The sequence below is a fragment of the Streptomyces flavusporus genome (genome assembly GCF_046267975.1).
GTDB lineage: Bacteria > Actinomycetota > Actinomycetes > Streptomycetales > Streptomycetaceae > Streptomyces > Streptomyces flavusporus.
Genome location: NZ_CP176503.1, coordinates 2,430,079 through 2,453,956, shown reverse-complemented (window position 1 = coordinate 2,453,956; position 23,878 = coordinate 2,430,079). Strand labels below are relative to the sequence as shown.

The 23,878-nt window shown below is 68.2% G+C and carries 19 protein-coding genes; 11 read left to right on the top strand and 8 right to left on the bottom strand.

Going from position 1 to position 23,878, the window contains the following annotated elements; translation table 11 throughout:
* Window positions 1-99 precede the first annotated feature (99 nt).
* The 3 genes from ACKTSN_RS11490 to ACKTSN_RS11480 form a co-directional block, all read right to left on the bottom strand.
* Complete coding sequence (locus ACKTSN_RS11490; RefSeq protein ID WP_409469013.1) at window positions 100-846, bottom strand: class I SAM-dependent methyltransferase; 747 nt, start codon at window positions 844-846, stop codon at window positions 100-102.
* On the bottom strand, window positions 843-2,315 hold the full coding sequence (locus tag ACKTSN_RS11485; protein ID WP_409469012.1) for an asparagine synthase-related protein: 1,473 nt from the start codon (window positions 2,313-2,315) through the stop codon (window positions 843-845). The genes ACKTSN_RS11490 and ACKTSN_RS11485 overlap by 4 nt, the downstream gene beginning before the upstream one ends.
* 473 nt (window positions 2,316-2,788) lie before the next feature.
* On the bottom strand, window positions 2,789-3,016 hold the full coding sequence (locus ACKTSN_RS11480; protein ID WP_409469011.1) for a hypothetical protein: 228 nt from the start codon (window positions 3,014-3,016) through the stop codon (window positions 2,789-2,791).
* A 149-nt stretch (window positions 3,017-3,165) separates the two neighbouring features.
* Between ACKTSN_RS11480 and ACKTSN_RS11475 the strand changes: the two genes are divergently transcribed.
* The gene (locus ACKTSN_RS11475; RefSeq protein WP_409469010.1) at window positions 3,166-4,506 is read left to right on the top strand and encodes a tetratricopeptide repeat protein; all 1,341 of its coding nucleotides are present in this window, start codon (window positions 3,166-3,168) and stop codon (window positions 4,504-4,506) included.
* A 526-nt stretch (window positions 4,507-5,032) separates the two neighbouring features.
* Here ACKTSN_RS11475 and ACKTSN_RS11470 read toward each other — a convergent pair.
* Window positions 5,033-5,926, bottom strand: coding sequence for a GntR family transcriptional regulator (locus ACKTSN_RS11470; RefSeq protein WP_409469009.1), 894 nt, complete (start codon window positions 5,924-5,926; stop codon window positions 5,033-5,035).
* Between the two features lie 164 nt (window positions 5,927-6,090).
* On the opposite strand from ACKTSN_RS11470, the gene ACKTSN_RS11465 reads away from it, so the two are divergent.
* The 7 genes from ACKTSN_RS11465 to ACKTSN_RS11435 all read left to right on the top strand — a co-directional run bounded on the left by ACKTSN_RS11465 (window position 6,091) and on the right by ACKTSN_RS11435 (window position 11,897).
* Window positions 6,091-6,444 (top strand): hypothetical protein, encoded by a 354-nt coding sequence (locus tag ACKTSN_RS11465; protein ID WP_409469008.1) that lies wholly within the window; start codon window positions 6,091-6,093, stop codon window positions 6,442-6,444.
* Window positions 6,441-6,629, top strand: coding sequence for a hypothetical protein (locus ACKTSN_RS11460; RefSeq protein ID WP_409469007.1), 189 nt, complete (start codon window positions 6,441-6,443; stop codon window positions 6,627-6,629). The genes ACKTSN_RS11465 and ACKTSN_RS11460 overlap by 4 nt, the downstream gene beginning before the upstream one ends.
* A 1-nt stretch (window position 6,630) precedes the next feature.
* Window positions 6,631-8,022: a cell division protein FtsK gene (locus tag ACKTSN_RS11455; protein ID WP_409469006.1), complete on the top strand. Its 1,392-nt coding sequence runs from the start codon at window positions 6,631-6,633 to the stop codon at window positions 8,020-8,022.
* Window positions 8,023-8,057: 35 nt separating this feature from the next.
* The gene (locus ACKTSN_RS11450; RefSeq protein WP_409469005.1) at window positions 8,058-8,786 is read left to right on the top strand and encodes a DUF2637 domain-containing protein; all 729 of its coding nucleotides are present in this window, start codon (window positions 8,058-8,060) and stop codon (window positions 8,784-8,786) included.
* A 149-nt stretch (window positions 8,787-8,935) separates the two neighbouring features.
* Complete coding sequence (locus ACKTSN_RS11445) at window positions 8,936-10,369, top strand: replication initiator (protein WP_409469004.1); 1,434 nt, start codon at window positions 8,936-8,938, stop codon at window positions 10,367-10,369.
* Window positions 10,366-10,590: a helix-turn-helix domain-containing protein gene (locus ACKTSN_RS11440; RefSeq protein WP_409469003.1), complete on the top strand. Its 225-nt coding sequence runs from the start codon at window positions 10,366-10,368 to the stop codon at window positions 10,588-10,590. The genes ACKTSN_RS11445 and ACKTSN_RS11440 overlap by 4 nt, the downstream gene beginning before the upstream one ends.
* On the top strand, window positions 10,590-11,897 hold the full coding sequence (locus tag ACKTSN_RS11435; RefSeq protein WP_409469002.1) for a tyrosine-type recombinase/integrase: 1,308 nt from the start codon (window positions 10,590-10,592) through the stop codon (window positions 11,895-11,897). Before ACKTSN_RS11440 ends, ACKTSN_RS11435 begins: the two co-directional genes overlap by 1 nt.
* 72 nt (window positions 11,898-11,969) lie before the next feature.
* Here the strand turns inward: ACKTSN_RS11435 and ACKTSN_RS11430 are convergent, their stop codons facing one another.
* The 3 genes from ACKTSN_RS11430 to ACKTSN_RS11420 form a co-directional block, all read right to left on the bottom strand.
* A complete protein-coding gene (locus ACKTSN_RS11430) occupies window positions 11,970-12,212 on the bottom strand; it encodes a hypothetical protein (protein WP_409469001.1) in 243 nt (80 codons plus the stop codon).
* A 14-nt stretch (window positions 12,213-12,226) separates the two neighbouring features.
* On the bottom strand, window positions 12,227-19,228 hold the full coding sequence (locus ACKTSN_RS11425) for a polymorphic toxin-type HINT domain-containing protein (protein WP_409469000.1): 7,002 nt from the start codon (window positions 19,226-19,228) through the stop codon (window positions 12,227-12,229).
* 145 nt (window positions 19,229-19,373) lie between these two features.
* Window positions 19,374-19,838, bottom strand: coding sequence for a hypothetical protein (locus tag ACKTSN_RS11420; RefSeq protein ID WP_409468999.1), 465 nt, complete (start codon window positions 19,836-19,838; stop codon window positions 19,374-19,376).
* A gap of 133 nt (window positions 19,839-19,971) precedes the next feature.
* On the opposite strand from ACKTSN_RS11420, the gene ACKTSN_RS11415 reads away from it, so the two are divergent.
* Window positions 19,972-20,928 (top strand): IS5 family transposase, encoded by a 957-nt coding sequence (locus tag ACKTSN_RS11415; RefSeq protein WP_409468998.1) that lies wholly within the window; start codon window positions 19,972-19,974, stop codon window positions 20,926-20,928.
* Here ACKTSN_RS11415 and ACKTSN_RS11410 read toward each other — a convergent pair.
* The gene (locus tag ACKTSN_RS11410) at window positions 20,876-21,427 is read right to left on the bottom strand and encodes a hypothetical protein (protein WP_409468997.1); all 552 of its coding nucleotides are present in this window, start codon (window positions 21,425-21,427) and stop codon (window positions 20,876-20,878) included. The genes ACKTSN_RS11415 and ACKTSN_RS11410 overlap by 53 nt on opposite strands.
* A gap of 634 nt (window positions 21,428-22,061) precedes the next feature.
* On the opposite strand from ACKTSN_RS11410, the gene ACKTSN_RS11405 reads away from it, so the two are divergent.
* The gene (locus ACKTSN_RS11405; protein WP_409468996.1) at window positions 22,062-23,237 is read left to right on the top strand and encodes an acyltransferase family protein; all 1,176 of its coding nucleotides are present in this window, start codon (window positions 22,062-22,064) and stop codon (window positions 23,235-23,237) included.
* A gap of 314 nt (window positions 23,238-23,551) precedes the next feature.
* Window positions 23,552-23,857, top strand: a complete 306-nt coding sequence (locus tag ACKTSN_RS11400; RefSeq protein WP_409467273.1) for a transposase — start codon at window positions 23,552-23,554, stop codon at window positions 23,855-23,857.
* Window positions 23,858-23,878: the final 21 nt, after the last annotated feature.

Below are 23,878 nucleotides of genomic sequence, written 5' to 3'. Positions count from 1 at the left end.
TGGTGTCCGTGGTCGTGCGGGGGAATCCGTGGGTGTTGCCGTCGCTACTGCCGTCAGGAGTCGGGCGGCTTGTGCTGGTGCCATTTCTCGCTCCGCCGGTCACCGCGGCGTTTGTCGGGCCACCGTGTATGCGGTGGGGCCAGTAAGCCCTGTCCCTGTGCCGTCGAGCATGTCCAGGACCTCGAAGCCGGCGCCCTCCGCGTAGCGTTCGAGCTCCTGGGGGAACAGGACACGCCTGCGGATCTCATCTCGGGCCTCGTCGCCCGAGGGGAGCATCCAGTGCCGGTGCATGGTGTTGATCTGGGTCCGCAGGTCCCACGTGTGGCGGATGGTGACGGTCGCGGATCCCGTCGGGGTGTCGACCGTGGCGGTGGTCGGCTCGGTCCGGGTGATCGGGGCGACGGGGGAACACAGCACGAGCAGCGCTCCTGGCCGGGCGTGGGCGGCGAAGGTGGCGAAGACCTGGCCGATGTCGTTGTTGTCGTGCACGTAGGCGAGGCTGTTGCCCATGCAGGTCACCGCGTCCATGCGGCTGCCGAGTCGTGCGGTGCGCATGTCGCCGGTGCGGATGTCCAGCCCGGGCCGGGCCTGGTGGGCGTAGTCGACCATGCCGGGCTGGAGGTCCACGCCGATGCACTCGAAGCGCTTGGCGAGGATCTCCAGGTCGCGGCCGGTACCGCATCCGAACTCGACCAGGGTCCGGGCGTCCGGCCGGTGCAGCTCGATCAGGGTCTGGCACATTCCGGCGCTGGTGCTGTCGGACTGGACCACGTCGTAGAGTGCCGGATCGCGGTACAGGAGGTTTGTGGCTTCCACGTGCTCGGCTTCCGTGTTGGGGCTGGTCACATGAGGCTTCGCAGTCCAACCTCCAGGGCGAGCACATCGCACAGCAGATCGGAGACGACCGGCGCGGAGTCGGCGTTCCTCCGCGCCTTGGCGAGAGCCTTGCCGTCAACGTAGCCGAGGTCCACCAGGATGGACTCCTTCAGCATGTCGTCCAAAACCGGCAAGCCGTAGGAACGTAAACCCTTCTCCAGGACGGCCAGGAAGTTCTCCGGTTCGGTCGGCGCGGCCACCCACTCGGGCAGCCCGGCCCGCCGAATCCGCTCGCGGAACAACGCCTTGCCGCGCTTGTGCTCAGGTGGTAGCTGCTCCATGAACCGCACGATCCGCGGGTGCGCGAGCGGACTCACCGGCCAGATTCCGGCCCGGAGGAAGCCGGGGTTGTGCATCCCGAACGCCATCAGGGTCGGTACGGGCAGCACCGGGATGGGGGCCATGTGCTCGTTGACCTCGGCGAGCGCTCGGATTGCTTTGTCGCCGAGCCACGGCACGGGTTCCGGCGTCGGCAGTTCGGCGTGCGTCCTGGAGTGGTGGGCGTTGACTTCGTCCCCGCCGCTGCCCGTGAACATGACCTCGCACCGCCGGGCGGCTGCCTGCTCGCGCACGACATCGAACGCCTCCTGGTAGAAGGCTCCCGCCGGATCGTGCGGCTTGCACAGATCGCGCACGCCTCCGGCGCAGAAGGGTGGGTGCTGCATGGCGGGGGTGGCCGTGTCTCGGAAGCCGCAGTGCTCCAAAAGGGCCCGACGCCGCTCGCCCTGTTGCCTGCCGGTGCTCCCTCCCACCAGCAGGCCGAAGCTGTACACCTCGGGGAAGCGGGCTGCTTTCACGGCTAGAGCGACGTTCCCGGAGTCCGCGCCGCCGGACAGCTCAACACCCACACATCCGGTAGCCGTCGGCGCCTGGCGGATCACGTCGGTCAGCAACTCGTCCAGAGCCACGAGGGGATCAACGCCGGGCCGCAGCGTACGCGGCTCAAGTACGTGTTCGGTGGGTTCGGGGTAGTGGACGCTGAGTCCCGAAGGGGTGAACGTGGCCGCTGCCCGTTCGGTGAGGCGGTAGACGCCTTCGAAGAGCGTCTCGGACGTGTAGCGGTGCTGCCTCGTCAGCGTGCGGGCGACAACGCGCGGCACCAGGCGGTCGGCCTGCATATACGGTCGCAGTAGTGTCAGGTCCCAAGAGGCATGGAGCTCGCCGACCTTCTCTGCCAGGTAGAGCGGGGCTATGCCGAAGACACCCGCCGCCAAGCGGGCTTGTCCGGGCTCCATCGTGAGCGCGACGAAGTCGGCCTCGTCCCGCTTGCACTCCTTCACGCGGACCCGTACGCGCGGCGCCTGGTCGTCGTTGACCTCCATGACCAGAGTGGACACGTTCGCGGCCTCGATCCAGCTCTCGCCATTGATCCAACGGCCGCCCTGTGATCTCCACTTGGGCTCCTGGAGATCGGCCAGGCGCAGACGCATCGACAACATGTAGTCTCCTTCCGATGTCGTGCGGCGGGGCGGGGCCGCGAACGGCCCCGCCCCGCCTGGCGTCAGCCCTGGATCACTTACTGCAGTGGTCGCCGTTGTTGTCGCCACCGCCCGGCATCTTGTCGAGCAGCGCGGCCTCGACGGCCGGGACTCCGGTGATCAGGTCGCCGGTGAACAGCTCGTCCACGTTCATCGCTTTCTCCCTTACGGTTTTCAGTGGACTCCGCGGCGGATGCTGCGGAGTTGGACCCGTCCGGCTGCCGGACCCTTGCGAAGAAGGCAGCCGGACGGGGTACCCACCGCCTCCGACGGCGGGCCCTCCCTCATCACAGGTGGGGAGCCTGGATGCGTGACGGGGAGGAGTCAGGTGGGTGGGGATGCGGCGGCGACGCCCAGCACGAAGCCGACCGATCCCGAGATGGTGATGATCAGGAGTGGTCCGGCGTAGCGGCCGACGGCTGCGGCTAACCGGTTCACAGCCGCTCTCCACGGCTGCGCTCGTTGGCCTCGCGTACTGCGACGCTCAGCTTCTCCGCGCCGCACTCGGGCGTGGCACTGCCGTGCTGCGGGCAGCGACACGGCGAGAACCGATTCGAACCCGGCGGCAGGTCTGCGCCCTCGTAGGTGTCGATCCTCAACACCCCGTCCATGCCCCGCTCCTCGGTCATCCGGGCCAGACGGGCCCGCGCTTCGCTTCTCATCCCTCAGCCCCTCAGACGACGGCTGCGGCGAGGTCTCGCCGTTCCCTGCTGTCTCTACGCAACCGCACGGCCACGCTCAGCGGTACCGTTGCCGCAGCGTCAGGACTTGAAAGCCTTGAAAGTTCGCAAGGGCATGGGGAGTTGAGGGCATGGCCAAGCGTGAACCGAACGTGGCGCTTGGGCGCCTGCTCGCCGAGAGCCGTTGGACTCACCGCCAGTTCGCGCGGGCGGTGAACCGCGTCGGCACGGAGACCGGAATCCCTCTGCGCTACGACGAGTCGGCGGTGAGCCACTGGCTGGGCGGCACCGTCCCTCGGGGTGCGGTGCGCGCATGCATCCTCGAAGCCCTCTCCCGCCGCCTCAGCCGCCCCGTCACCCATGCCGAGGCCGGGCTGCCCGTTCCACACGATCGCTCCTCCGCGGCTGCGGATACCGTGGAAGGGGTGATCGACCTGGGGAGGCTGGATATGGACCCGTCCCGCCGCAGTGTCCTGGGTGCCGGCCTGTTCTCCGTGGCCGTCACCATTCCCGGCTGGCCTGATGTAGTTGGGCGTGCCGATGCCATTCAGTCTGGCCGCACGAGTCGCATCGGCATGAACGAAGTGGACATGGTCATCGCCATGACCGAGCGTGTTTCGGAACTGGACGACGAGTTCGGCGGCCGTCACGCACGCCCCATGGCGGCCTCGTTCATGGTCAACACCGTGGCCTCCTACCTGCGCGCCGACGCACCCGAGGACGTACGCAAGGCGATGCTGTCCGCCGCCTCGGACCTGCTCTACCTGACCGGCTACATGGCCGTGGACGAAGGGCTGCACGGTCTCGCACAGCGCTACTACGTCAAGGCCCTGGAGCTGGCGGGCGCGGCCGAGGACCACCTGACGTACTGCACCACCCTGCGGGGCATGAGCGTCCAGGCAGTCGACCTCCGCCACGGGGCGAAGGCCATGGAGCTGGCCGACGCCGCTGCCGCCGCCTCCCCGAAAGCCGGACCCCGGATGCTGGCCTTCCTCGTCGGCCAGCAGGCACACGCCGCCGCGCAGACCGGCGACCGTACGGGCGCGCTTCGCTACATCCGGGAGGCCGAGGCGGCCATGGACCGTGCCGAGTCACGCGGCAAGGCGTTCGGCTCGTATGACCCTTCTTCGCTCAACTACCACGTCAGCCAGGTACGTTACGAACTCGGTGACAAGGCCGGAGCCGTCGACGCCATGCAGCAAGCGGACCGGCTCCGCCCCAGCGTGTACCAGCGCACACGAGTACATCGTCGTGGCCTGTTGGCAGAGCGGCAGTTGGAACTCGGCCACCTGGAAGCGGCCTGCGCCACCTGGCACCAGGCCCTCGACGACTACCCCAAGGTGCAGTCCGGCCGAGCCGACGAGCGCGTGAAGGCGATGTTCGGTCTCCTGCGCCCTCATCTGAAGAACGCGACGGCGCTCGACCTATACGACCGAGCACGGACGATCGCGCCACCGTCGCTGGTCGCCTGATCCCCGTCGAACCTTCAAGCTCGGCCACAGAAAGTCAGCCACGACGGCGGGTGCGCCGAGAGATCACCCGCCACGTGTGCTTCCAGCAACCCCGCACCGTCCTCAACCACGCCGCTTCCTTCCGTCACGGCATCCGCCCTGCTCCTGCGTGGCCGTGTGGCAGCGGGCTGGGCTGCTCGATCTGTGGCCTCGCCTGTGACCGCACGCCGGCGACGATCGCGGCTTTCGGCTGCCGCGGCCTGACGTGGTGCTGTGCGGCGTTCGGCGGAGTCGGCCTGGCGGCGCCGCTACGGGCCGATGCTGTTGCTTCCGGGATCGGGGTCGGCTCGCTTGCCTGCCACTGCGCGCCGAGTGGCCGGTGGGCGTCGCCAGCGGGGCGGCAGACAGGAGCGGGCGGCGGTCACCGGCCGCCGGCGCGCGGCGGCCCGCGCCAGCGGGACGCCCTTCTTGATCAAGTAAAGAAACTCTGAACAGCTCACCCTGCGGCGCTGCCTCGTGTCCCGCCGCTCTGCCGCGTGCGGCCGGTTCAGCGTCGGCGTCTGCCTTCGTTCAGCCGGTCGTGCAGTCGCTGGGCTTTGGCGGCGTTCTCTTCTGGCGTGTAGTTGCCGCTGAGGCGCTTGCGTTGTTCCACGACGGCGCGCATGGCGTCGCGGTGGGCGGTGGCGGCTTCGAATTCGGTGCTGGCCTTGGTGAACCGTTCCTCGGCGGCGGCGAGTTCGGCGGCTACCTCGTCGTCGGTCTTTCCGCTGAGCCGTACCGCTTCCTCGTCCGCCCGGCGCTGGGACGTCATCTCCTCCAGCGTCTCGTTGTAGCGCTTGAGGAACTGATCGCGCGGGCTGAGCTGGCGGACGAAGACGCCCCGGCCCTGCACGGAGTAGATCAGCCCCTCCTCCTTGAGGACCCGCAGGGCGTTCTGCGCGGTGGAGTTGGCGATGCCGTACTGAGCTTGCAGGTCGCGGGCGGAGGGGAGCTTGGCACCAGGCGCGAGCCCGCCGTCCTGGATCTGCTTGCGGAGCTCGTCCGCGGTCCGCACGTAGGGAGGGCGGGGATCGTCAGCGGGACTGTCGGCGGTCCTCCAACCGCGCCGGAGGTCACCGAGACCGGTGTACTCGGGGTCGGACTCGCCGGGATCGGCCTCGTCTTCCTCTGCTGCGGCCACCTGCGCTTCGGTGGGCACCATCGGCTTCGGCGCGCGTACGTAGCTGCCCCGGCCCAGGACGGAGTAGATCAGGCCCTCCTCCTTGAGCAGTCGCAGAGCGTTTTGGACCGTGGAGCTGGCGATTCCGAAGCGCCGTTGCAGGTCGCGCGCGGCGGGAAGCCGCTCGCCCGGGCGCAGCTCGCCGTCGTGGATGGCGGCGCGCAGGACGTCGGCGGCCTGGACGTACGGCGGCCGGGGGTCCTCTCCCAGGGGCAGCTTCATGGCACGAGGGTAGCGGCGTCAGCACTCGCGGCACACCCGGGCGTCCTCGGCGTTCTAGCCGTATCACTGTAGCGATACGAATCGAGTGTTGCGGGTGTAGCGAGTGTGCCGCTATGGTCATGGCGAGTCGATCAAGCGACTCCATCGAACGAGGATGTGGTGGCATGGCCATGTCTCGAATCCGTGTTGCCCTGCTGGCGTCGGCGGTGTGCATCGCGGGCACCGACCCGATGCTGAAGATCAAGGACCAGCAGACCGGGGAGGTTGCCACCGACCGGGAGACCGGTGCGTCGCTGTACACGGTGAGCGTGATGCTCATGGAGGACGGCCGGGCCGAGGTCCTGAAGATCACGGTTCCGGAGACGGGCCTGGCGGCCGGCCTCAAGCCGGGTGCGATGGTGCGGCCGGTGGAGCTGTTCGCGACCCCGTGGGCGCGGATCTTCAACGGTCAGCTCTCCGACGGTGTCGCCTACAGGGCCGCCCGTCTGGAGCTGGTGACGGTGGAGGCGGCCCAGTGATCCGCTTCGAAACCCCCGTACTGGAGCGGGAGTTGTTCCCGCTCCGGCCCCTGCCGGGAGCCGAGGGCAAGGCCGCGTTCGCTGTCTCGGCGGCGGTGCTCGATCTGTTCGGCCTGAGCCCGGAGCACGCGGCCCGCCTCGACCTGGGCCACATGCTCCGCCTGATACGCGAAGAGGGGGCGTGACGTGGAAGCCGTGATGGGATGCGCGCCGGACGCGCTGCTGGTCGCGGTCGTGCTGGCCGGTGTGTGGCTGCTGGTGACGGTGCTGCGCTACGTGCGGGCCGACCGGGGCACACGGGTCAGCATGCGGCAGGCCGTGCGGGTTCGCTGGGGCTGGGTACGCCTCGCGCGGATGGCCGGGCTGACGGTCACCGACAAGACGCCGGGCCTACTCGCGCAGATCACCGCGTCCAAGGACGGCCCCGCTCCCACGCCTCGGGTGCTCACGCCCCGGATCAAGGTGAAGCCGGACCGGTTCGGTGTGATCGTCCGGGCCCGGACGCTGCCGCAGGTCGGGCTGGAGGAGTACCAGAAGTCGGCGCGGTTCCTGGCCGATGCCTGGCGGTGCACACGGGTCTCCGTCCTGCCGGACGGCCCCGGCCGGGTGGTGATCCGGGGCGTGCGTTCCGACCCGCTGACCACGCCGACCGCGCACCGTCCCACCGGCCGCCCACCCACGGACCTGACCTGCTGGGAGTTGGGCGTGGACGAGTACGCCGCCCGGGTGTGCGTGTCCTTGGCCAACGTGCCCGGGGTGACCGTGGCCGGCGTCCCCGGTGCGGGCAAGACCTCGGGGGTCAACAAGTTCGTCTGCGACTTCGCGCCGTCGGCGTCCGTGCAGATCGCGACTGCGGACGGGAAGGTCTCGCGGGCCTCGGAGGGCGACTACGCCGACCTGGTCAAGCGGATGTTCGCGTTCTGCGGGGACGATCTCGACGAAGCCAACGCGCTGTTCAAGCGTCTGGTGGAGTTGCGTAAGCGGCGCTCTGCGGCCATCCGTGACGTGCTGGGCGTGAAGAACATGTGGCATGTCGGCCCCTCACCGGAGTGGCCGCTCACGGTCCTGATCATCGATGAGGCGCACACGTTTTTCCGCGAGTACAAGGGCAGCGATGCGACCACCAAGCGGCTGGCCGCGCTGACGGCGGAGAACGCCCGGCTGGTGGAGGACCTGGTCAAGAAGGGCCGCAGCGTCGGCATCCTGGTGATCCTGATCAGCCAGAAGACCACCGGCGACGCCATCCCCACCTTCATCCGTGACGTGTGCCCCGTCGGGCTGTCGTTCGCGCAGAAGACGGTGGAAGCCGCGGTGGCCGCACTCGGCGAGGACATTCGCAACTGGCCCGACGCCAGCCCCGTGACCTTGCAGGACCCCGCCTACGTCGGCGTCGCGGTGATGGCGATGCAGGGCCGCCCCGGCTACACCCGCATCCGCACCCCCTACGTCTCCGACGCCGACGCGGCCCGCGTCGCCGAAGAGACCTCGCAACTGACCGCCGACCCGGACCTGTGTCTCGACGCTCTTCTCCGCTCGACCGGCCGGACGACGACCCCCTTGCCGTCGCTCACCAAGTAGCCCTGAAGAGCCACGCCAGAAAGGAGGTTGAGGACATGGCGAAGGAACGGTTCACCCGGCGCACCGTGACCGTGGTCATGGCGGTCATCGCGGCCCTGGCCTTCGTCTTCTCCTTCGGTAACGTCTGGGCGCTCGCCCTGCGGCTCGGAGTTCCCCGCCCGATCGCGCCGCTGATCGCCCCCATGGTGGACCTGTCCGTCGTCGGGCTCCTGGTCGCGCTGCGCTTCCTGGCCCTGCGCGGCGTGTCCAAGGCGGAGTTGCGGGCCGGCACCCGGCTGCTGCACCTGTGCGGACTGCTCACCCTCGCCCTGAACACCGCCGAACCCCTGCTGACCGGACGCTACGGCCGCGCCTGCCTGGACACCGTCGCCCCGCTCCTGCTGCTCGGCTGGGGCCACGTCGGCCCCGCCTTCCTCGCCCAGTTCCACACCCTCACCCGCCCTGTCCCGCAAGTGGAGGCCACCGCTCCCGTCTCTGAACCGGTTCCCGACGAAGCACCCGCATCCGAGCCCCCGACGCCCGGCCCGGTCGTCGCCGCCTCCCCGGCCGAGGAGCCGCGGATCGCCCCGGCTCCAGCCGCCGCTGTCGCCAAAGCGGCCCAGCCCGCCGCTGGCCCGACCCTGCCGGCCGCCCTGCTGGACGCGGCCCGGCGCATCGCGGACGCCCACTGTGCCGAGCACGGGACACCGATCACCGCCGCTCACCTGGGGACGCGCATGGGCGTCGCCCTTCCGGTGGCCACCGCGGCGCTCGCTCAGCTCTGAGTCCCGGCCCTCGCTGCCCGAATCCCCCTCGCCGCACCACGCCCGCCCATGGGCCTGGTTCGTCATGCCCCGAGCAGTACCAACAAGCCTTCCTGCCTGGCTAGTTGCTGCTCGGGGCCACCCACCCGAACAGAAGGGACACGCCCCGAATGGTCACCCTGGACCTGCGCCACGTGGCAAGCCCCGCCGTACGGGACCTGCTCCACCTGGTCAACCACCCCGACTTCGACCGCGCACAGCAGCAGATCGAACGCCTCGGCGGCTGCACCGAACCCGTCCGCCTGACCGGCCAGAGCACCACCGTCGACACCACGACCGGTGAGGTTCTGCGCACCTACACCGCCTCCGACGAGCCCACCGGCAGCCTGCTGACCACGTGCGGCAACCGCCGCGCCTCACGCTGCCCGGCCTGCTCCCGCCTCTACGCCGCCGACACCTACCACCTCATCCGCGCCGGCCTCTCCGGCGGCAAGACCGTCCCCGACGCCGTCCGCACCCACCCCCGCGTCTTCGCCACCCTCACCGCCCCCTCCTTCGGCCCTGTCCACAACCGCCCCGACGCCCGGCCCTGCCGCTGCGGAATCCGCCACGAGCCCACGGACCCACTGCTCGGCACACCGCTCAATCCGGCGACGTACGACTACACGGGTGCAGTCCTCTTCAACGCCCACGCCGGAGCCTTGTGGGCCCGCTTCACCACTTACCTGCGCCGCGAGCTCGCCGCCCGGCTCGGCCTCACCCAGAAGGCCGCCCGCGCCGTGCTGCGGGTCTCCTTCGCCAAGGTTGCCGAGTACCAGAAGCGTGGCCTGGTCCACTTCCACGCCGTGATCCGCCTCGACGGGCCCGACGGCAGCACCCAGCCCCCGCCCTCGTACGCCACCGTCGCCGTGCTCACCGACGCCATCCGCGCCGCCGCACCGCGCGCCCGCATCTCCGTCACCTCGGACGCGGTTGGGGAACGCGAACTCACCTGGGGCCAGCAGCTCGACGTACGCGAGATCGCCGCCTTCGGCACCGAAACCGAACTCACCGACCATGCCGTCGCCGCCTACGTCGCCAAGTACGCCACCAAGTCCGCCGACGCCTCCGGCACCCTCGACCGCGCCCTGTTCTGCCGCCCCTGCCAGGGACGCGGCGCCACCCTCCTGCCCCACGGCACCCCGCTCCCCTGCACCACCTGCGACGGAACCGGACAGGGCCGGCCCCTGCCCCGCCTCGCGGTCACCCGGCACGTGCGGCAGATGATCCGCACCTGCTGGGAGCTGGGCATCCTGCCGGAGTTCGCCAATCTGAAGCTGTGGAAGTGGGCCCACATGCTCGGCTTCCGCGGCCACTTCTCCACCAAGTCCCGCTCCTACTCCACCACCCTCGGCGCGCTGCGCGACGCCCGCCGCACCTGGCGTACCGAACAGGCCCGCGTCTACGCCGGCCTGCCCGAGCACGACCCGGACACCACACTCGTCCTCGGCCACTGGGACTACCTCGGCTCGGGCTACAGCCCCGGCGCCGCGCTCCTCGCAGCCGCCGTCTGGCACCGCCGGGAACTGGAACGCCGGTTCATCGCGGAAGGGGGCTGCGGATGAACGCGCAGGAACCCGCCCCGACCCGGCGGGGACTCAGTACGCCGGAAGAGCTGCTGACGGTCCCCCAGGTCATGGCCCGCCTCCAGCTCGGCCGCTCCGCCGTCTACGACCTGCTCCGCACCGGGCAGCTCGCCTCGATCACCCTCGGCCGCGCCCGCCGCATCCCCGCCCACTCCCTCACCGACTTCATCCGCGCCCGCCTCGAACAGGAAGCTGCCTGATGGCCACGCCTCGCGACACCCCCGCCTCCCGCCGAACCCGCGCCAACGGCGACGGCACCGTCTACCAGCGCAAGGACAGCCGCTGGGAAGCCGCCGGATACGTCCTCGCCCCCGGCAACACCCGCCACCGCGTCCGCGTCTACGGCACTACGCGCAAGGAAGCCCTGGCCAAGCTCACCGAGAAGATCGCCGCCAGCAACCGTGGCCTCCCCGTGCCCTCCGCACAGGGCAGCGTCGGCGCGTACCTGACGTACTGGCTCGATGCCGTTGCCGTCCACCACCTCCGCGAGAACACGCACACCCGATACACCGCCTGCGTCAACCGGTACCTCGTCCCCGGCCTGGGCAAGAAGAAGCTCGCCAAGCTCTCCGCCAAGGACGTCCGCACCTGGCTCAACCAGCTCCGCACCACCTGCCAGTGCTGCGCGCGCGGCATCGATGCGGGGCGTGATGAGCCCCGTTGCTGCGCCACCGGATCATGCTGCTCCAAGCGGCTCTCTCCTTTGACGCTGACCTACATCCACTCCGTACTTAAGTCCGCCCTGGAACACGCCGTGCGCGAGGAGGAAATCCCGCGCAACGTCGCCCGCAACGTCCGCACCGGCACACCCCGCCCCCGACGCTTCGAACCCCTCACCGCCGACGAAGCCCGCCAGTTCCTCACCGCCGCGCGTGGACACCGGCTCCATGCCCTGTTCGAACTCGCTCTCCACACCGGACTCCGCAAGGGCGAACTCCTCGGCCTCCGCTGGGAAGACCTCGACCTCGAACGGGGCACGGCCGCCGTCCGCCGCACCTTGCAGCGCACCAGCACGGGCGGACTCACCACGTTGCCCACCAAGACCCGGGCCTCCGAACGCCGCATCGCCCTCCCCGCCCGCTGCCTCCAGTCGCTGAAACACCATCTTGAGCAGCAGCAGCGGGAGCGGGAGGCCACAGGCACCACGTGGCAGGACGACGGTCACGTGTTCACCACTCCCCAGGGCAGACCGATCGACCCGACCAACCTCACCCGCGCCTTCACCACGCTCCTCCGCATGGCCGGCCTCCGCCGCATCCGCTTCCACGACCTCAGACACTCCACCGCCACCCTGCTCCTGGAACAGGGCGTCGAACTCGTCGTGATCAAAGAGCTCCTCGGCCACGCCCACATCGGCGTCACAGCCACCGTCTACGCCCACGTCCGACTCCGCCTCCAGCGCGACGCCATCGACACCCTCAGCACCGCACTCGGCTCCCCGGAGGCCACCGAGACGGCCAACGGCGATGGCGACGAACCGCCGCCCTGCTCCGCCCACGTCCGCTGACGTTGCCGTCAGCTACTGCCGTCAAACACCACGAGGCCCTCCCGAAAGCTCGGGAGGGCCTCGTGGCAATGGTTACGAGAATTCCGCCAACCATTCCCAGTCGCCGGGCCGGGACCGCAACCGACTGAATCCCTGTTCGAGACAGTCACTCAGGCTGGAAGATTCAGCACGAATAAATCCCTGCTCGCCCAGCCCTGGACCCGACATCACCAAAGTCCAGGGCTCGCCACCTTCTGCCATCCTCTCGTCGTCCACCTTGAGGATCACGGTGACGCCTGAGCGGCCCAGCCTCTCCATGAGCTGCTCAATATCCATCCCTTGAACTCCCATCAGTAACCCCTCAAGGCTGCCGAGATGTCGCTGACGTCGTGCAGCTGACCTTTGCCAACTCTGTCGATGACGCTTCGAAGGTCGGCAGAGGTTGGGCCGCTCGTGACCCGGTTCCGACGCATCAGCTCTTCCACGACAGCCTGGGCGGTGCGCTTGTTTCCATTGTTGAACATGTGGCTACCGGCAATATCGCGAATTACGACGGCCGACTTGTCCCAGAAGCTGTTGTATCGGCTGGCGTTAGCCATGGTGTTGGCCGGTGAACCACTAAGCAGGGTTTCACCACCGAAACCACGATTGATATCGGCGATCTCGTCAGGGGTCACACCTGCCTTGAAGCCGCCGGTCAGCGGGCAGTTGGAATTGTGAACGAGGACCGGGGTCTGCCCTGCCAGCACATAGTACGTGTGAAGGTCGTCGACAGTGAGGTTGTAAGTCCTCGCATGCTGGGTGTACGCCCTGTTTCCCGTGACGAGGACGACATCGCCGTCGTCGGTGAGCAGGGTCATGCCGGGGGTGAGGGCGCCAGCCTCGATCCACTGCTGCTCCGACGGTGACCAGAAGGGGTGTTCATGAGTCGCCGTCAGCTCGTCCACACCGTCTTCGGTGGCTATGGAGAGCTCGTTGAAGTACTTGTCGTCCTCGGTAACGATGAGGCGGGTGACCTCGCGCGGACCGGTTTCACCGGTTTCCGGGTCGGTCGCCTGGACCTCGTCGCCGAGTTCGACGTCTTCGATGTCCTTGGTGGTGCCATCGGCCATGAGGACGTTGGTGCCGGGCAGGAAGCACTTGCAGCCAGCCTTGTTTCGGGAACTGCCGCGAAGACTTCCTGGCCGATGAGCGAAAACCGCCGCTAGAGCGCTGGGGACTTGATAGTTATCGCTGGTGATGTCGTAGCCGTAGCCTGCGACCCACTGGTCGAACTGAGCTCCGTAGTCACAGCCGGGCGCTCCGGGGCCGCCATTTCCGCGGCAGTCGCTGTCGAAGATCCAGCCGAAGTATTCCGCCGTGTGCGGAACGTTGCTGACGGCCCCGTAGAACAATTCACCAACCGTGGAGCAGGCTCCCGCAAGGAATCCCCAGGATGCGCAGCCCTCGGAGTCACCCGGTCCCTTCTTCACGTTCGAGTGCGGTGTGCTGCCGCTGCTGGTGTTCCCGGAGCTGTCGGTGCTCGCCGTCCCACCGCCGTTGTAGCTAAGGCCCTGCTCGGCGTACTCCGCGTTGGCCGACGGCTTTGGCTTGCCCGGAACGTGCCCCGGTGTGGTGTTCTGGTACCCGGGCCCCGGGCGCGTCGGGCAGTCGATGTCCGCACACATGCCGGTCGGGTCGGCGGTGGTGACCGGGTTGTTGTTGGCGTAGGAGTAGCCGTTGAGTGACTGGTGTGCGTCCGGGATGAGGAGCGGGTCGACGCTGAGGAACTGGCCAATCACCGGGTCGTATTCACGCGCGCCGATGTGCGTCAAGCCCGTGGAATCGTCGGCTGGTTTGCCCAGGAAGGCCTTGTCGTCGGGCCAGCCGGTCGCCTTGGTTCCGCGGCTGCCGCCGAAGGGCGAGGTGTAGCGCTTGGTGACCGCGTAGGTGCCTGCTTCGAGGGCGGTGCTTGAGGTTCCGTGGTGGTCGCTGGCGAGGAAGCTGAGTTTTGTGCCCGAGACCCCGCTGGTCGCGGTTCGGACGGCGATGGTCTGACCGTTGGCCGCGTAGTAGCGGGTACCGGTGAGTGTCTTCGTGGTGCCCTTGGCCGTGAGGCGGACTTCGGTGCCGCCGCCCAGGTAGAGGACCGTGTCGCCGTCGCCCTTGGCGCGGCGGATGAGCAGTTCGCCGTCTGCGTCGTAGAGGTAGCCGGTTTCCTTGGTGCCTTCGGTGAGGGTGGTGAGGTCGCCTTCGGTGTTCCAGGCGAGCGTCTGCTGGCCTGTTGGGCCGGGGCGGGAGGTGGTGTTGCCGGCGCTGTCGTAGCGGTAGCTGGCGGAGCGGGCGCCGGTCGTCTTGTCGAGGGTGTGTGGTTTGTTGTCGGTGGTGTCGTTGTCGTTGTAGGTGTAGGTGGTGGTTTGGTTGTCTGTGGGCGTGTGTTGTGTCTCGGTTTTGCGCTGGCCGCTGTCGGTGTAGGTGTACGAGGTCCAGTACGGTGCTGCCCCGTCGATGTTGGAGATGGTGCGGCCGGTTGCCGCGCAGTCTGCGGTCTTGGGGGTCCAGGCTTCGGTCATGCGGCGGTGGCCGTCGTAGGTGAAGCACTGGTAGTCGGCCTTGGTGGTGCCGCCCTGGGTGGTGGCGTCGAAGACCGAGGTGACGTTGCCGGCGTCGTCCTGGGTGTACTTCAGTTCCTGCGGCATGTAGCCGTGGACGTCGTCGGTGACGAAGGAGCGGGTGAGGCGGCGGGTGCCTGGCTCGTAGTCCCAGTTGAGGTAGGCCTTCTTCGCGGAGCTGGTGGGGTCGGTGCCCACGGTGAGCTGGCGGAGGTCGCCCTGGGGGGAGAAGGCTGCGCCCTGCAGGTAGCTGGTGGTGCCCGTGGAACTGATCTGGTGGCCGGTGGCGTTGTACTTGTAGGACACCGTCTCGGCAGGAAGGCCGCCCGCTGCTGGGGATGCGTGCTGGCTGATCGTGCCGTCGGCGTTGTAGCCGGTGGTGAACGACAGGGTCTTCGGAACGAATTGCCCGGCGACCAGTGGTTCGGTGTCGGGGAGGATCAGCTGGTTGCCGGTGGGGCGGTAGAGGCTGTCGTAGGCGGTGATCTTCCGGGTGTAGGCCTTGCCGGGGGGAGTCAGGCCGCCGTCGTAGCGGACCGAGCTGTCCAGCTGGCCCTTGGCCAGGGTGTCGAATGTCCAGGCTGCGAGCTTGTTGGCGTCCGTCTTCGTGGCCTGCCACGTGCCGGTCATGCGGCCGAGCACGTCGTACTCGTACAGCAGCTTCTTGCTGCTGTCGTCGTTCGGGGTGGTGCTGATGCTCTGGTCGAGGGCGTTGTACTCGGTGGCGGTTTTGCCCTTGTCCGGGTCGGTGGCCGTCACCTGGCGGCCGAACAGGTCGTAGGTGTACGACCACGTGGTCTTGTCCGGAGCTGTGATCGTCTCCTGCTGTCCTGCCGGCGTGTAGGTGTAGCTCGTTGTGGTGGAGTCGGTGCCGGTCGGCTGAGGGCCTGCGTATTCGCGGCGTTCCGTTGTCTGTCCGAGCGCGTTGGTCACGACTGCGGTGGCCTGGCCGCCGCTCGGGGCCGTGGTGGTGGCGGTGTCACCGGTGTAGGTGGTGTTGATCGTCCAGCGCGTCGTGCTGTGTGTCTTGGTCACGGCCTTGATCGGGCGGGCCGCTCCGTCGTACGTCGTGTCGATCTGGATCGGGGCCTGGCCTTCGGAGGTTTCCACCGGCGTGGAGGCGGGTGTCGAAGTGCTGTCCCAGATGTCGGACTGCTGGCTGACCGCAAGGCCCCGTGTGTCGTAGAGCGTCAGCGAGATGAGCCGGCCGCCCTGCGGGGTGGGTGACTGTGTCTGCCTGGTGCGCAGCAGTGAGTCGTAGAAGGTGTAGCTGGTGTTGTAGCCCGAGCCGTCGCCCTTGATGGTGGCGGTGGACACCCAGGACATGGCGGCGCTGGTGACGTTGTAGTTGTAGACGTAGTTCGGTGTCTTGTTCAGGACTTTGAGTCGGTCGGGCAGCCACACCTTGGTGACGCGGCCGAGGCTGTCGTACTCCGACTCGGTGACCTTGCTGTTCGGGTCGGTGACCTTGCGGGTGGCGCCGGTGGCGAAGTCGATTGCGGTGGTCGTCTTGTGCAGCTTGGCGTTCTCGACGACGGTCGACGTCAGCGGGCCGGTCGCTGCGGGTGTGTAGGTCGTCTGCGCGATCTGCAGGTCGTCGGTGTTCTTGACGAGGAGGGGACGGCCGAGCGTGTCGTACGTCGTCGTCGCCACCTTCTGCCAGAGGGGGGCATCGTCGCCGCCGTAGCCCTTGGCGCGTGCGGTCCATACCGGCTCGCCCGTGGTCGGTTTCTGGCTGGCCGACCAGGCTGTGGCGGTCGTGTCGTCGTACACGGTCGCCGTGTCGGAGACGACGTCGCCGGGACGCGTCGAGTCTGCGGGCAGGTCCAGGGACGAGTCGGCGGTGGTGCAGGGCTTGGCCACCGTACGGCTCCGGGAGACCAGGGAGTTGATGCCCTTGTCGTCGTTGCGGGCGTACCAGGTGCGGGTGCACTTCTCGTCGCCGGTGACTTCGGCGTCGCCCTGGTCCTCGACGGTGGCGGCCATGCCGTAGTCGTCGTAGGTGGCTTTCACCGTGTGCACGCGGTCGCGCGGCGTGATACCGCTGGTGATGTTGGTGCGGGTGTGGGTGGCGCCGGTGCGGACGTAGTACGCCTCGGTGTCCGCGTACGACTTGTGCTGGGTGGCGGTCCGCTTGGACCACGGATCGTTGATCGTGCCGCCGACCTCGGCCGTGCCGTTGTAGGTGACGCTCTCGCGGGTGAAGCCGGCGTACTGGTCGGCGTCGGTGACCGCACCGGCCTTGATGCCGGAGACCTCCACCGTCTTGCGGGCATCCGGGTCCGGCGTCTTGCCGTCCGGGCCGAGGACCCGGTCGCCGTGCATGCCGCGCAGGTAGACGCTGACCGTCTTGCTCTGGGTACCGGTCGAGATGCCGACCAGGTGGGTGACCCTCTGGAAGCCGCGCCAGACGGACCAGGTGCGCTCCTTGGCGGGCGTCAGCGGGTCCTCGTTGTAGTGCCAGGCACCGCCGGCGGAGGAGTACTGGTAGGCGTGCTGCACCGCCTCCGAGCCGCCGCGCGGGTCGGTCGTCGACACCGAGCTGACCGGGTACTTCTGGAACCAGTCCAGGATGGGGACAGTCTCCCCGTTGGGTGACCAGTACACCGGGTAGCAGCGCTTGGTGTTCTCGTCGACCTTGGGCATGGTCTGGCCGGCGACGCAGTCGGCGTCCAGGTAGGTCACGATCGTCTGCGCGCCGGTCTCCGAAGTGACCTTCTTCAGGCGCGGCTTGTAGAACGGCAAAACGTTGTCGGTGCCGTCCACGCGGTTGGCCCGCATCTCGTGCGTGAATGTGACCGGGTCCAGCGAGAGATCTGTCCCGCGTTTGCCCGTGTGCCGGATCTCGTCGAGCCAGAGCGACTCGTCGGTCGAGTCGCCGGTGTCGCCCGGGTCAAGGTAGTGCTGCTTGAGTGCCCAGGTGTCCACCGGCTCGAAGGCTGGGGTGGAGGCTGCTGCGTTCCACGCGAAAGTGGTGATGTCCGTCAGCCGCTTGCGTGTGAAGAAGGTCGGGCCAATGTTGCCGGTGCACGTGTCGCCGTCCTTGCAGATCGCGTCGAACGGTACGTCCGGCCAGCTGTCGCGGGTGTCTTCGGTCAACGAGTCGCAGTTGCTGATCGAGGGGTCGCAACGCTCGGCGTGGGAGAAGACGACCTTGTTGGATGCGGCAGGCGACGCGGAGAACAACGCGCCTGCGCGCTGGCCGTAGCGGATCTCCTTGAGGTAACCGCCTCGGGTGTATGCGGTGCCGGTGTTGCCGTCGCCGAGCTTGTCGTAGTTGTTCTGTTCGGCCGTGTACCAGTACGACATGGCATTGCCGTGGGTGTCTGCCACGTAGTCGAGGTTCCAGCGCCATGCCTGGGTCTTGGCCCGGCCGGAGAACGACGACCCGCTGCTGTAGCCGGGCTCGGTGTCGTCGTCACCGAAGACGGGGACGGTCCAGACCGAGTTGGTACGGTCGTCGGCCCCGGCGCCGTCGAGCTTGTTCAGGCCGAAGACGTACTGGGTGCCGTGACCCGTGGTGACGGTCCAGTATTCGCCCTTGCCGTCGCCCTTGCCATCGACGATCGGATCACCGTCGTCACCGTTGTCGGCGCCCGTGGAGTGCGTCACGGTGGAGGCATCGTCGTTCTTCAGACGCCACTTGCCACTTGTGTCGTCCTTGACCAGCTCGGTGGCCTTGCCGTTGAGGACCAGCGAGGCATTGTCGTACTTCCAGCACAGGTCGTATTTGTCTGTCTGGCCGTCGTCGTCACAGGAACCGTACTTTCGCTCGATGTACGACGAGGTCAGGTCGAAGCCCTCACCGATCTGGCTTCCCTGGTTGTTGGTGTTGCCTGTGCGGCCATCGACGCTGCCGGAGTCGTACGAGATCGACAGTCCGGGCTGCGGACCGGCCGCGGCCGGCGGCATGCGCAGTGGATAGGACCAGGTGAAGGAGCCTGATGAGCCGCCGGCCTCCCAGGTGGACGAAGCGGAGAGCGGGGTGGCTTTGTAGTCACCGGCCTGCGAACTGGTGCCTGCCGCCAGTGCCAGCATGGTCGGCTGACTGCTGTCCGACAGGGTCAGCGACGCCGAAATGCTGTTTTGCGCACGCTGGTTGTCGGAGTCGATCTCGGTGCGCTTCCGGCATGTGGCCTGGGCGGGGTGATCCACGGCGCAGCCGGGCAGGCGGAACAGCCGCAAACGTCCCGCCCAGTCGCCGCCATACGCGGAGGCGAAGGCGGAGTAGTCGATGCCCAGGCGGGTCGTGCCGCCGTCCCGAGAACCGGTGACCTTCAGGACCACGCCTTTGACGCCCAGCTTTGCGGCGGTCTTCTGGTCCAGAACCTGAACGGTGACGGACCTTGCCGCCTCGCCCTTGCCGGGTGCGGTCAGCGTAATCGGCAAAGACCCTGGATCTGCCTTGGCTGTGCCCGTCGCCGGGACCGTCAGCGAGGCTGTGCCGGCTGTCGGCCACGTTGCCTTCTGCTGCTGGTCATGACGAGCCCGGGCGATCGCTGCCTGCTCCGCCTCGTCCAACTTCTTCGCCACTGCTGCAGCCTTCTTGTTCACCTTGGCCGTGAACGGGGTGACCTTCGCCGAGCGGGCGGCTGCTAGCTCAGGCTTGCCCAGCGGGTCGACGTCCGCTGCGAACGCGACGGGCGTGAGCAGGCCAGGAACCAGGGCCAGACCAGTCGCCGCGGCGAGACGCCGGACCCACCGTTGTCTGATTCCGCCCCTGCGGCCGGGTTCGGGCCAGGGTATGCCGAAAGGATTCATGTGGCTTCTTCCTGCCGACGCCCGGCCGCGTCGCGGCCGGGCACGTGCCGTTGATACGGGTGAAAGGAAGGAAAGGAAGGGTGCGGTGCCCCCGTTGCCGCCGGGCCGGTGTGCTCATTGCACATCCCGCCCCGCGGCTACGGGCTCAGACGCTGTCCGGGGTGTTCAGGACCTGGGAGCGGACTTGGTCGGCGGTCATGGCCCCAGTCCAGATCCGCAGATCCTGCAGGCCACCGGGCAGGTAATTGCCTGTGCTGCCAGATGTGGTGCCGCGCCCCAGGCTCAGCTCGCCGCTGCCCTGCTGCGGGCTGGAAAACCCTGCCGTCTCGCCGGCCTGCTGGTCGTATTCACCGACGAACAGGTGCAGCTTGCCGTAGCGGGTTTCGGTCTTGGTGCCGTCAGCGGGGTCGATCCACTCCCAGGTCTCCTGGGCGTTGAATGCGCCAGTGATCTGCACCCATGTATTGACTTCGGCCAAATCACCGGCGGAGACTTCGGCGCTCTGCGTGACCTTGCCGTCGGTCCCCACCGCAGTGCGGGTGAACTTCCACTGGTAGACGTCGTCCGCAGGCTTGACCACCCACAGGGCCCACGAGGACTCCCCCGCCATGCGCTGAGCAGCCACCTGCGCCTGAGAAGCCGTCTCTCAACCGATCTTGGAACGTGCAGATCGAACGGAGTTCCTGGTCGGGTGATCTTCCGGCCGTACGCGCATGAAGGCAGGGCCTCCTGGTAGCTCGGGGGTGCGACCCCAATCCGAGCGGTTCCCGGAGGCCCTGTTGTCGTTGTTGTACGCGCCCGAGCCCGCCCACTTCAACTCGCCCGCCGTGTCGTGCGATTGCCTCGCGCACGTGTACGGCAACGCGGCCGATCATCCCGATCGGGTGCGCCGGTATCCGTCGGACATGACGGACGCGGAGTGGGCAGAGGTCCGGCCGTTGCTGCCGGTGCCGGCCTGGCTCCAGGGCAGAGGCGGGCAGCCCGAGGGGTATTGCCACCGCCAGATGCTGGACGCGATCCGCTATTTGGTCGCGGGCGGGATCTCCTGGCGGGCGATGCCCGCGGACTTCCCCGCATGGGGCCGGGTTTACGCCTTCTTCCGCCGCTGGCGCGAGCACGGGCTGATCGCCGAGTTCCACGACCGGCTGCGCGGGAGGGTCCGTGAACGCGAGGGCCGCCAGGCCGAGCCCACGGCGGGGATCATCGACGCGCAGTCGGTGCGGGCCGCCGCGACGGTGCCGGCCTCCTCACGCGGCTACGACGGCGGGAAGAAGGTGCCGGGCCGCAAACGGCACATCGTGACCGACTGCCTCGGCCTGCTCCTGGTCGTTTGCGTCACCGCCGCGAACATCGGCGACCGCGACGCCGCGGCCGGCCTGCTGCAGCGGCTGCGCCGCCTGCACCGCGACATCACCCTGGTCTGGGCCGACGGAGGCTACACCGGCGGCCTCGTCGACTGGTGCCGGGACAAACTCGCCCTGACCTTGGAGATCGTCAAGCGCACCGACGACATGACAGGGTTCGTGGTGCTCCCCAGACGCTGGGTGGCGGAGCGCACGTTCGCCTGGCTGATGAACTCCCGCCGTCTGGCGAGAGATTACGAGACGCTGCCCGCTTCCAGCGAGGCGATGATCCGGTGGTCGATGGTCACGCGGATGAGCCGGCGCCTGGCGCGGCCACGGGCCGCCGGCCGGCGCTGAACATCCCCGACGCCTCCTGCAGCAGCCACCCGCGCTCCGCCAGGCGCCTGGCCTTCGAGCGCACCCCCTCGACCTTCGCCGGTGTCGTCCCCAGGCCCAGCTGAACCGCGACCTCCTTGGCCTTCGCCGGTCCCTCGCCCGCTGAGCGCCGCTCCTCCAGCACGCCCAGAATCCGCTGGTAGTCCGGCGCCAGCACCGTCACCGGCAGCCCGTCCCGCCACGGCGGCACCGTCGAGCCCGGCACCGGCACGGTCGATGGCGCCCTTTCCTGCTCCGCCCCGCTCTCCGTCACCGCAGTGGACTCGGCCGCAGACACAGCCAGGGCCTCGAGCAGCTCCTCCCGCGCGATCACCCGCCGGTCCAGCTCGATCTCCGCGGCCTCCAACACCTCAGCCAGCCGAGCGGCTTCCTCCCGCAGACCCTCCACCCGCACCCGGGCAGCCGCCTCCCGCTCCTCCAGCATTCCCAGCACCGACGCCACCGCGCACCCCTCGGTCATGAAGCGGACACAAGACGCCGCATCCCTCCCTCACCCCGAGCGAAACCATTCCTGACCAGCAAGGATCAACCGATCACGTTCGGTTGAGAGACGGCTTCTCAGAGTGCAAGGGAATGTCCTCCTCTGGCTGCCCTCAGGCCACCGCACACACGCACATCCCACCCAACTGACCGGCCTTCCGCTCTCGTGTCGTAGCACGGGCCACAGGTCCTCGGAGGCTGGGGGCAGCTCGAACTTCGAGTCGCCCTCAGCCCACCATGGCTCCCGGTACTCGTCGACGAACGTAACCGTGTGGATCCGAGACGGACCGTAGGCCGCTTGGGGCGCGGCGCGGCTGACCCGCGTCGGTCAGCGTGCGTGTGTCACAGAATTTGAGCCCGAGAAGCTGACGCAGGCAGTCCGTAGAGCAGAACAACTGACGCCTCGTCAGCTGGCCGGATCACGGGATCTGCCTTTTCCGCTCCATCGACTTTGAGCCGTACTCGCAAATGATCGGGTGGACTTGAACATCGGCGCAGGCGGTCACGTGAACATGGGCATGGAACCCTCTACCCCCGCCCTTCCTCGAGCCGAGCGATCACCCTCCGTGACGGCGCAATTACCTGTACCCGCCGCGGCAGCTCATGCATCGCGGTTGGCCTGGCTGGACGCGCTGCGCGGCATCGCGGCACTCGTTGTGGTGTTCGATCACTCGTCGTACTCGTTCATGGCAGAGTTCCGGCGGGAACTGATGCCGGATTTCAACACCAGCCGGTACGGCATCATGGTGTTCTTCCTGGTCAGCGGCTACATCATCCCAGCATCGCTGGAGCGCCGGGGATGCGTCCGCACTTTCTGGGTTGGACGGTTGTTCCGCATCTACCCGCTGTGGGCCGCGGTCGTCACCGCGGTCCTCGCTGCCAACCTGGTGGGTATCGCGCAGGTCCGCGACTTCGGCGGCCAGAGTGCCGCGTCCGTGGCAGTCGCCCATGTCACCTTGCTCCAAGAGCTGCTGGCGACACCCAACCTGCTTCTTGTCCTGTGGACGCTGTCGTATGAGATGGCGTTCTATCTGCTGGTCGTTGCTCTTTTCACGGTCCGCCTGCACCGGCGATCGGCGGAAGTATCCGTCACCCTGGCCGTACTCGCCGCCGTCAGCGTGCTGGCGGGTGTCACGCTGCCGGCCTCCGCCCTGTCGGGTGCCCTGGGCGCCGGCCCGCTCATCGCGCTCGCCTCGATCGCCATGGTGGTCGCCATCTGCTGTGCCAGCGCCAAGGCGCCTGTCCTTCGCGTGTTCGGGGGCGTGCTGGGCGGCGTGCTGGCGCTCGTCCTGGTCCCCTTCAACGGCGGGGTCCCCATGTGGGAAGGGCTGGTGATTCTCGCGGTGATGTTCCTCGGCACCGCCATCTACCGGGCCCAGCACGGTGAGAGCACGTGGCGGTATGCGGCCTGCGCCGCCATCGTTGTGGTCGCCTGTGCTGTGGGGAGCGCGTACAGGTACGGCGACGGGAGCAATTTCACCCGCCGTGGTTGGACAGTGGCATTCCTGCTGGCCGTGCTGACCTTCGGCGCCGGGCTGGCGTTGAGGCGCCGGCGGCTACCGCGCTGGCTGATCGGGCTAGGGACGATCAGCTATTCGGTCTACCTGGTGCATCCGGTGCTCCTGGCGGTGAACGACGGCACCATCGGCAGGTGGCAGCGGGACAACCCCCTGCTGGAAGTCGCGTTCTATGCCGTGCTCCTGCCCCTGTGTGTGCTGACCTACCGCTATATCGAAGCGCCGGGCCAGTCATGCGGCCGGAAACTGGCAGGTCGCATGCAACGGCCGTGATGACGGACCGTGCCGCGAGCGCGCCGCATGCTTGCCTGGAGCACGCGGCGCCCCGTGACCGACAAGGTCCGGGGCGCCGTGACGGCAGATCCTGCCAGGGGAACTGCTCAGTTTCGCCCAGAGCCCCGACCGCACGCGAGAACGGGTGCGCGATGGAGCCCTCGAAGGTGGGGGGGGGCGGTCAGTGCGACAGTATCCAGCCCTGGTTCGCCGATCCATCGCAGCGGAACTGGGCGGCCTGTGCTGAAGTTCCCCCCGCTGCCCGGACAGCCTGATACTGGGACGGACGGTCCCGGAGGAAGCAGTTCCAGGTAGTGAGCAAGAAGAGCAATACGAGCAAGCGGTACACGGCCGAGTTCAAGCGCGACGCGGTGGCCCTGGTGTACTCGTCGGGCAAGACGGTCACCGAGGTCGCCCGGGACATCGGCGTCAGCGCCGAGGGACTGCGGAACTGGGTCAACCAGGACAAGACCGACCGTGGGCAGGGGCCGGCGGGAGCGTTGACCACGGCGGAGCGCGAGGAACTGGTGCGACTGCGCCGCAAGGTCCGCGAGATGGAACAGACCATCGAGGTGCTGGGAAAAGCGACCGCCTTCTTCGCGAACCACAAGACGAAGTAGACGTAGCCGCGCGCTACGCGT

What these genes read in the sequence shown, in the direction of transcription:
- ACKTSN_RS11485 (WP_409469012.1), bottom strand. Translation starts at nt 2,315, where the DNA reads ATGTTGTCGATGCGTCTGCGCCTGGCCGATCTCCAGGAGCCCAAGTGG.
- ACKTSN_RS11480 (WP_409469011.1), bottom strand. Translation starts at nt 3,016, where the DNA reads ATGAGAAGCGAAGCGCGGGCCCGTCTGGCCCGGATGACCGAGGAGCGG.
- ACKTSN_RS11475 (WP_409469010.1), top strand. Translation starts at nt 3,166, where the DNA reads ATGGCCAAGCGTGAACCGAACGTGGCGCTTGGGCGCCTGCTCGCCGAG.
- ACKTSN_RS11470 (WP_409469009.1), bottom strand. Translation starts at nt 5,926, where the DNA reads ATGAAGCTGCCCCTGGGAGAGGACCCCCGGCCGCCGTACGTCCAGGCC.
- ACKTSN_RS11465 (WP_409469008.1), top strand. Translation starts at nt 6,091, where the DNA reads ATGGCCATGTCTCGAATCCGTGTTGCCCTGCTGGCGTCGGCGGTGTGC.
- ACKTSN_RS11450 (WP_409469005.1), top strand. Translation starts at nt 8,058, where the DNA reads ATGGCGAAGGAACGGTTCACCCGGCGCACCGTGACCGTGGTCATGGCG.
- ACKTSN_RS11445 (WP_409469004.1), top strand. Translation starts at nt 8,936, where the DNA reads ATGGTCACCCTGGACCTGCGCCACGTGGCAAGCCCCGCCGTACGGGAC.
- ACKTSN_RS11440 (WP_409469003.1), top strand. Translation starts at nt 10,366, where the DNA reads ATGAACGCGCAGGAACCCGCCCCGACCCGGCGGGGACTCAGTACGCCG.
- ACKTSN_RS11435 (WP_409469002.1), top strand. Translation starts at nt 10,590, where the DNA reads ATGGCCACGCCTCGCGACACCCCCGCCTCCCGCCGAACCCGCGCCAAC.
- ACKTSN_RS11430 (WP_409469001.1), bottom strand. Translation starts at nt 12,212, where the DNA reads ATGGATATTGAGCAGCTCATGGAGAGGCTGGGCCGCTCAGGCGTCACC.
- ACKTSN_RS11425 (WP_409469000.1), bottom strand. Translation starts at nt 19,228, where the DNA reads ATGAATCCTTTCGGCATACCCTGGCCCGAACCCGGCCGCAGGGGCGGA.
- ACKTSN_RS11420 (WP_409468999.1), bottom strand. Translation starts at nt 19,838, where the DNA reads ATGGCGGGGGAGTCCTCGTGGGCCCTGTGGGTGGTCAAGCCTGCGGAC.
- ACKTSN_RS11410 (WP_409468997.1), bottom strand. Translation starts at nt 21,427, where the DNA reads ATGACCGAGGGGTGCGCGGTGGCGTCGGTGCTGGGAATGCTGGAGGAG.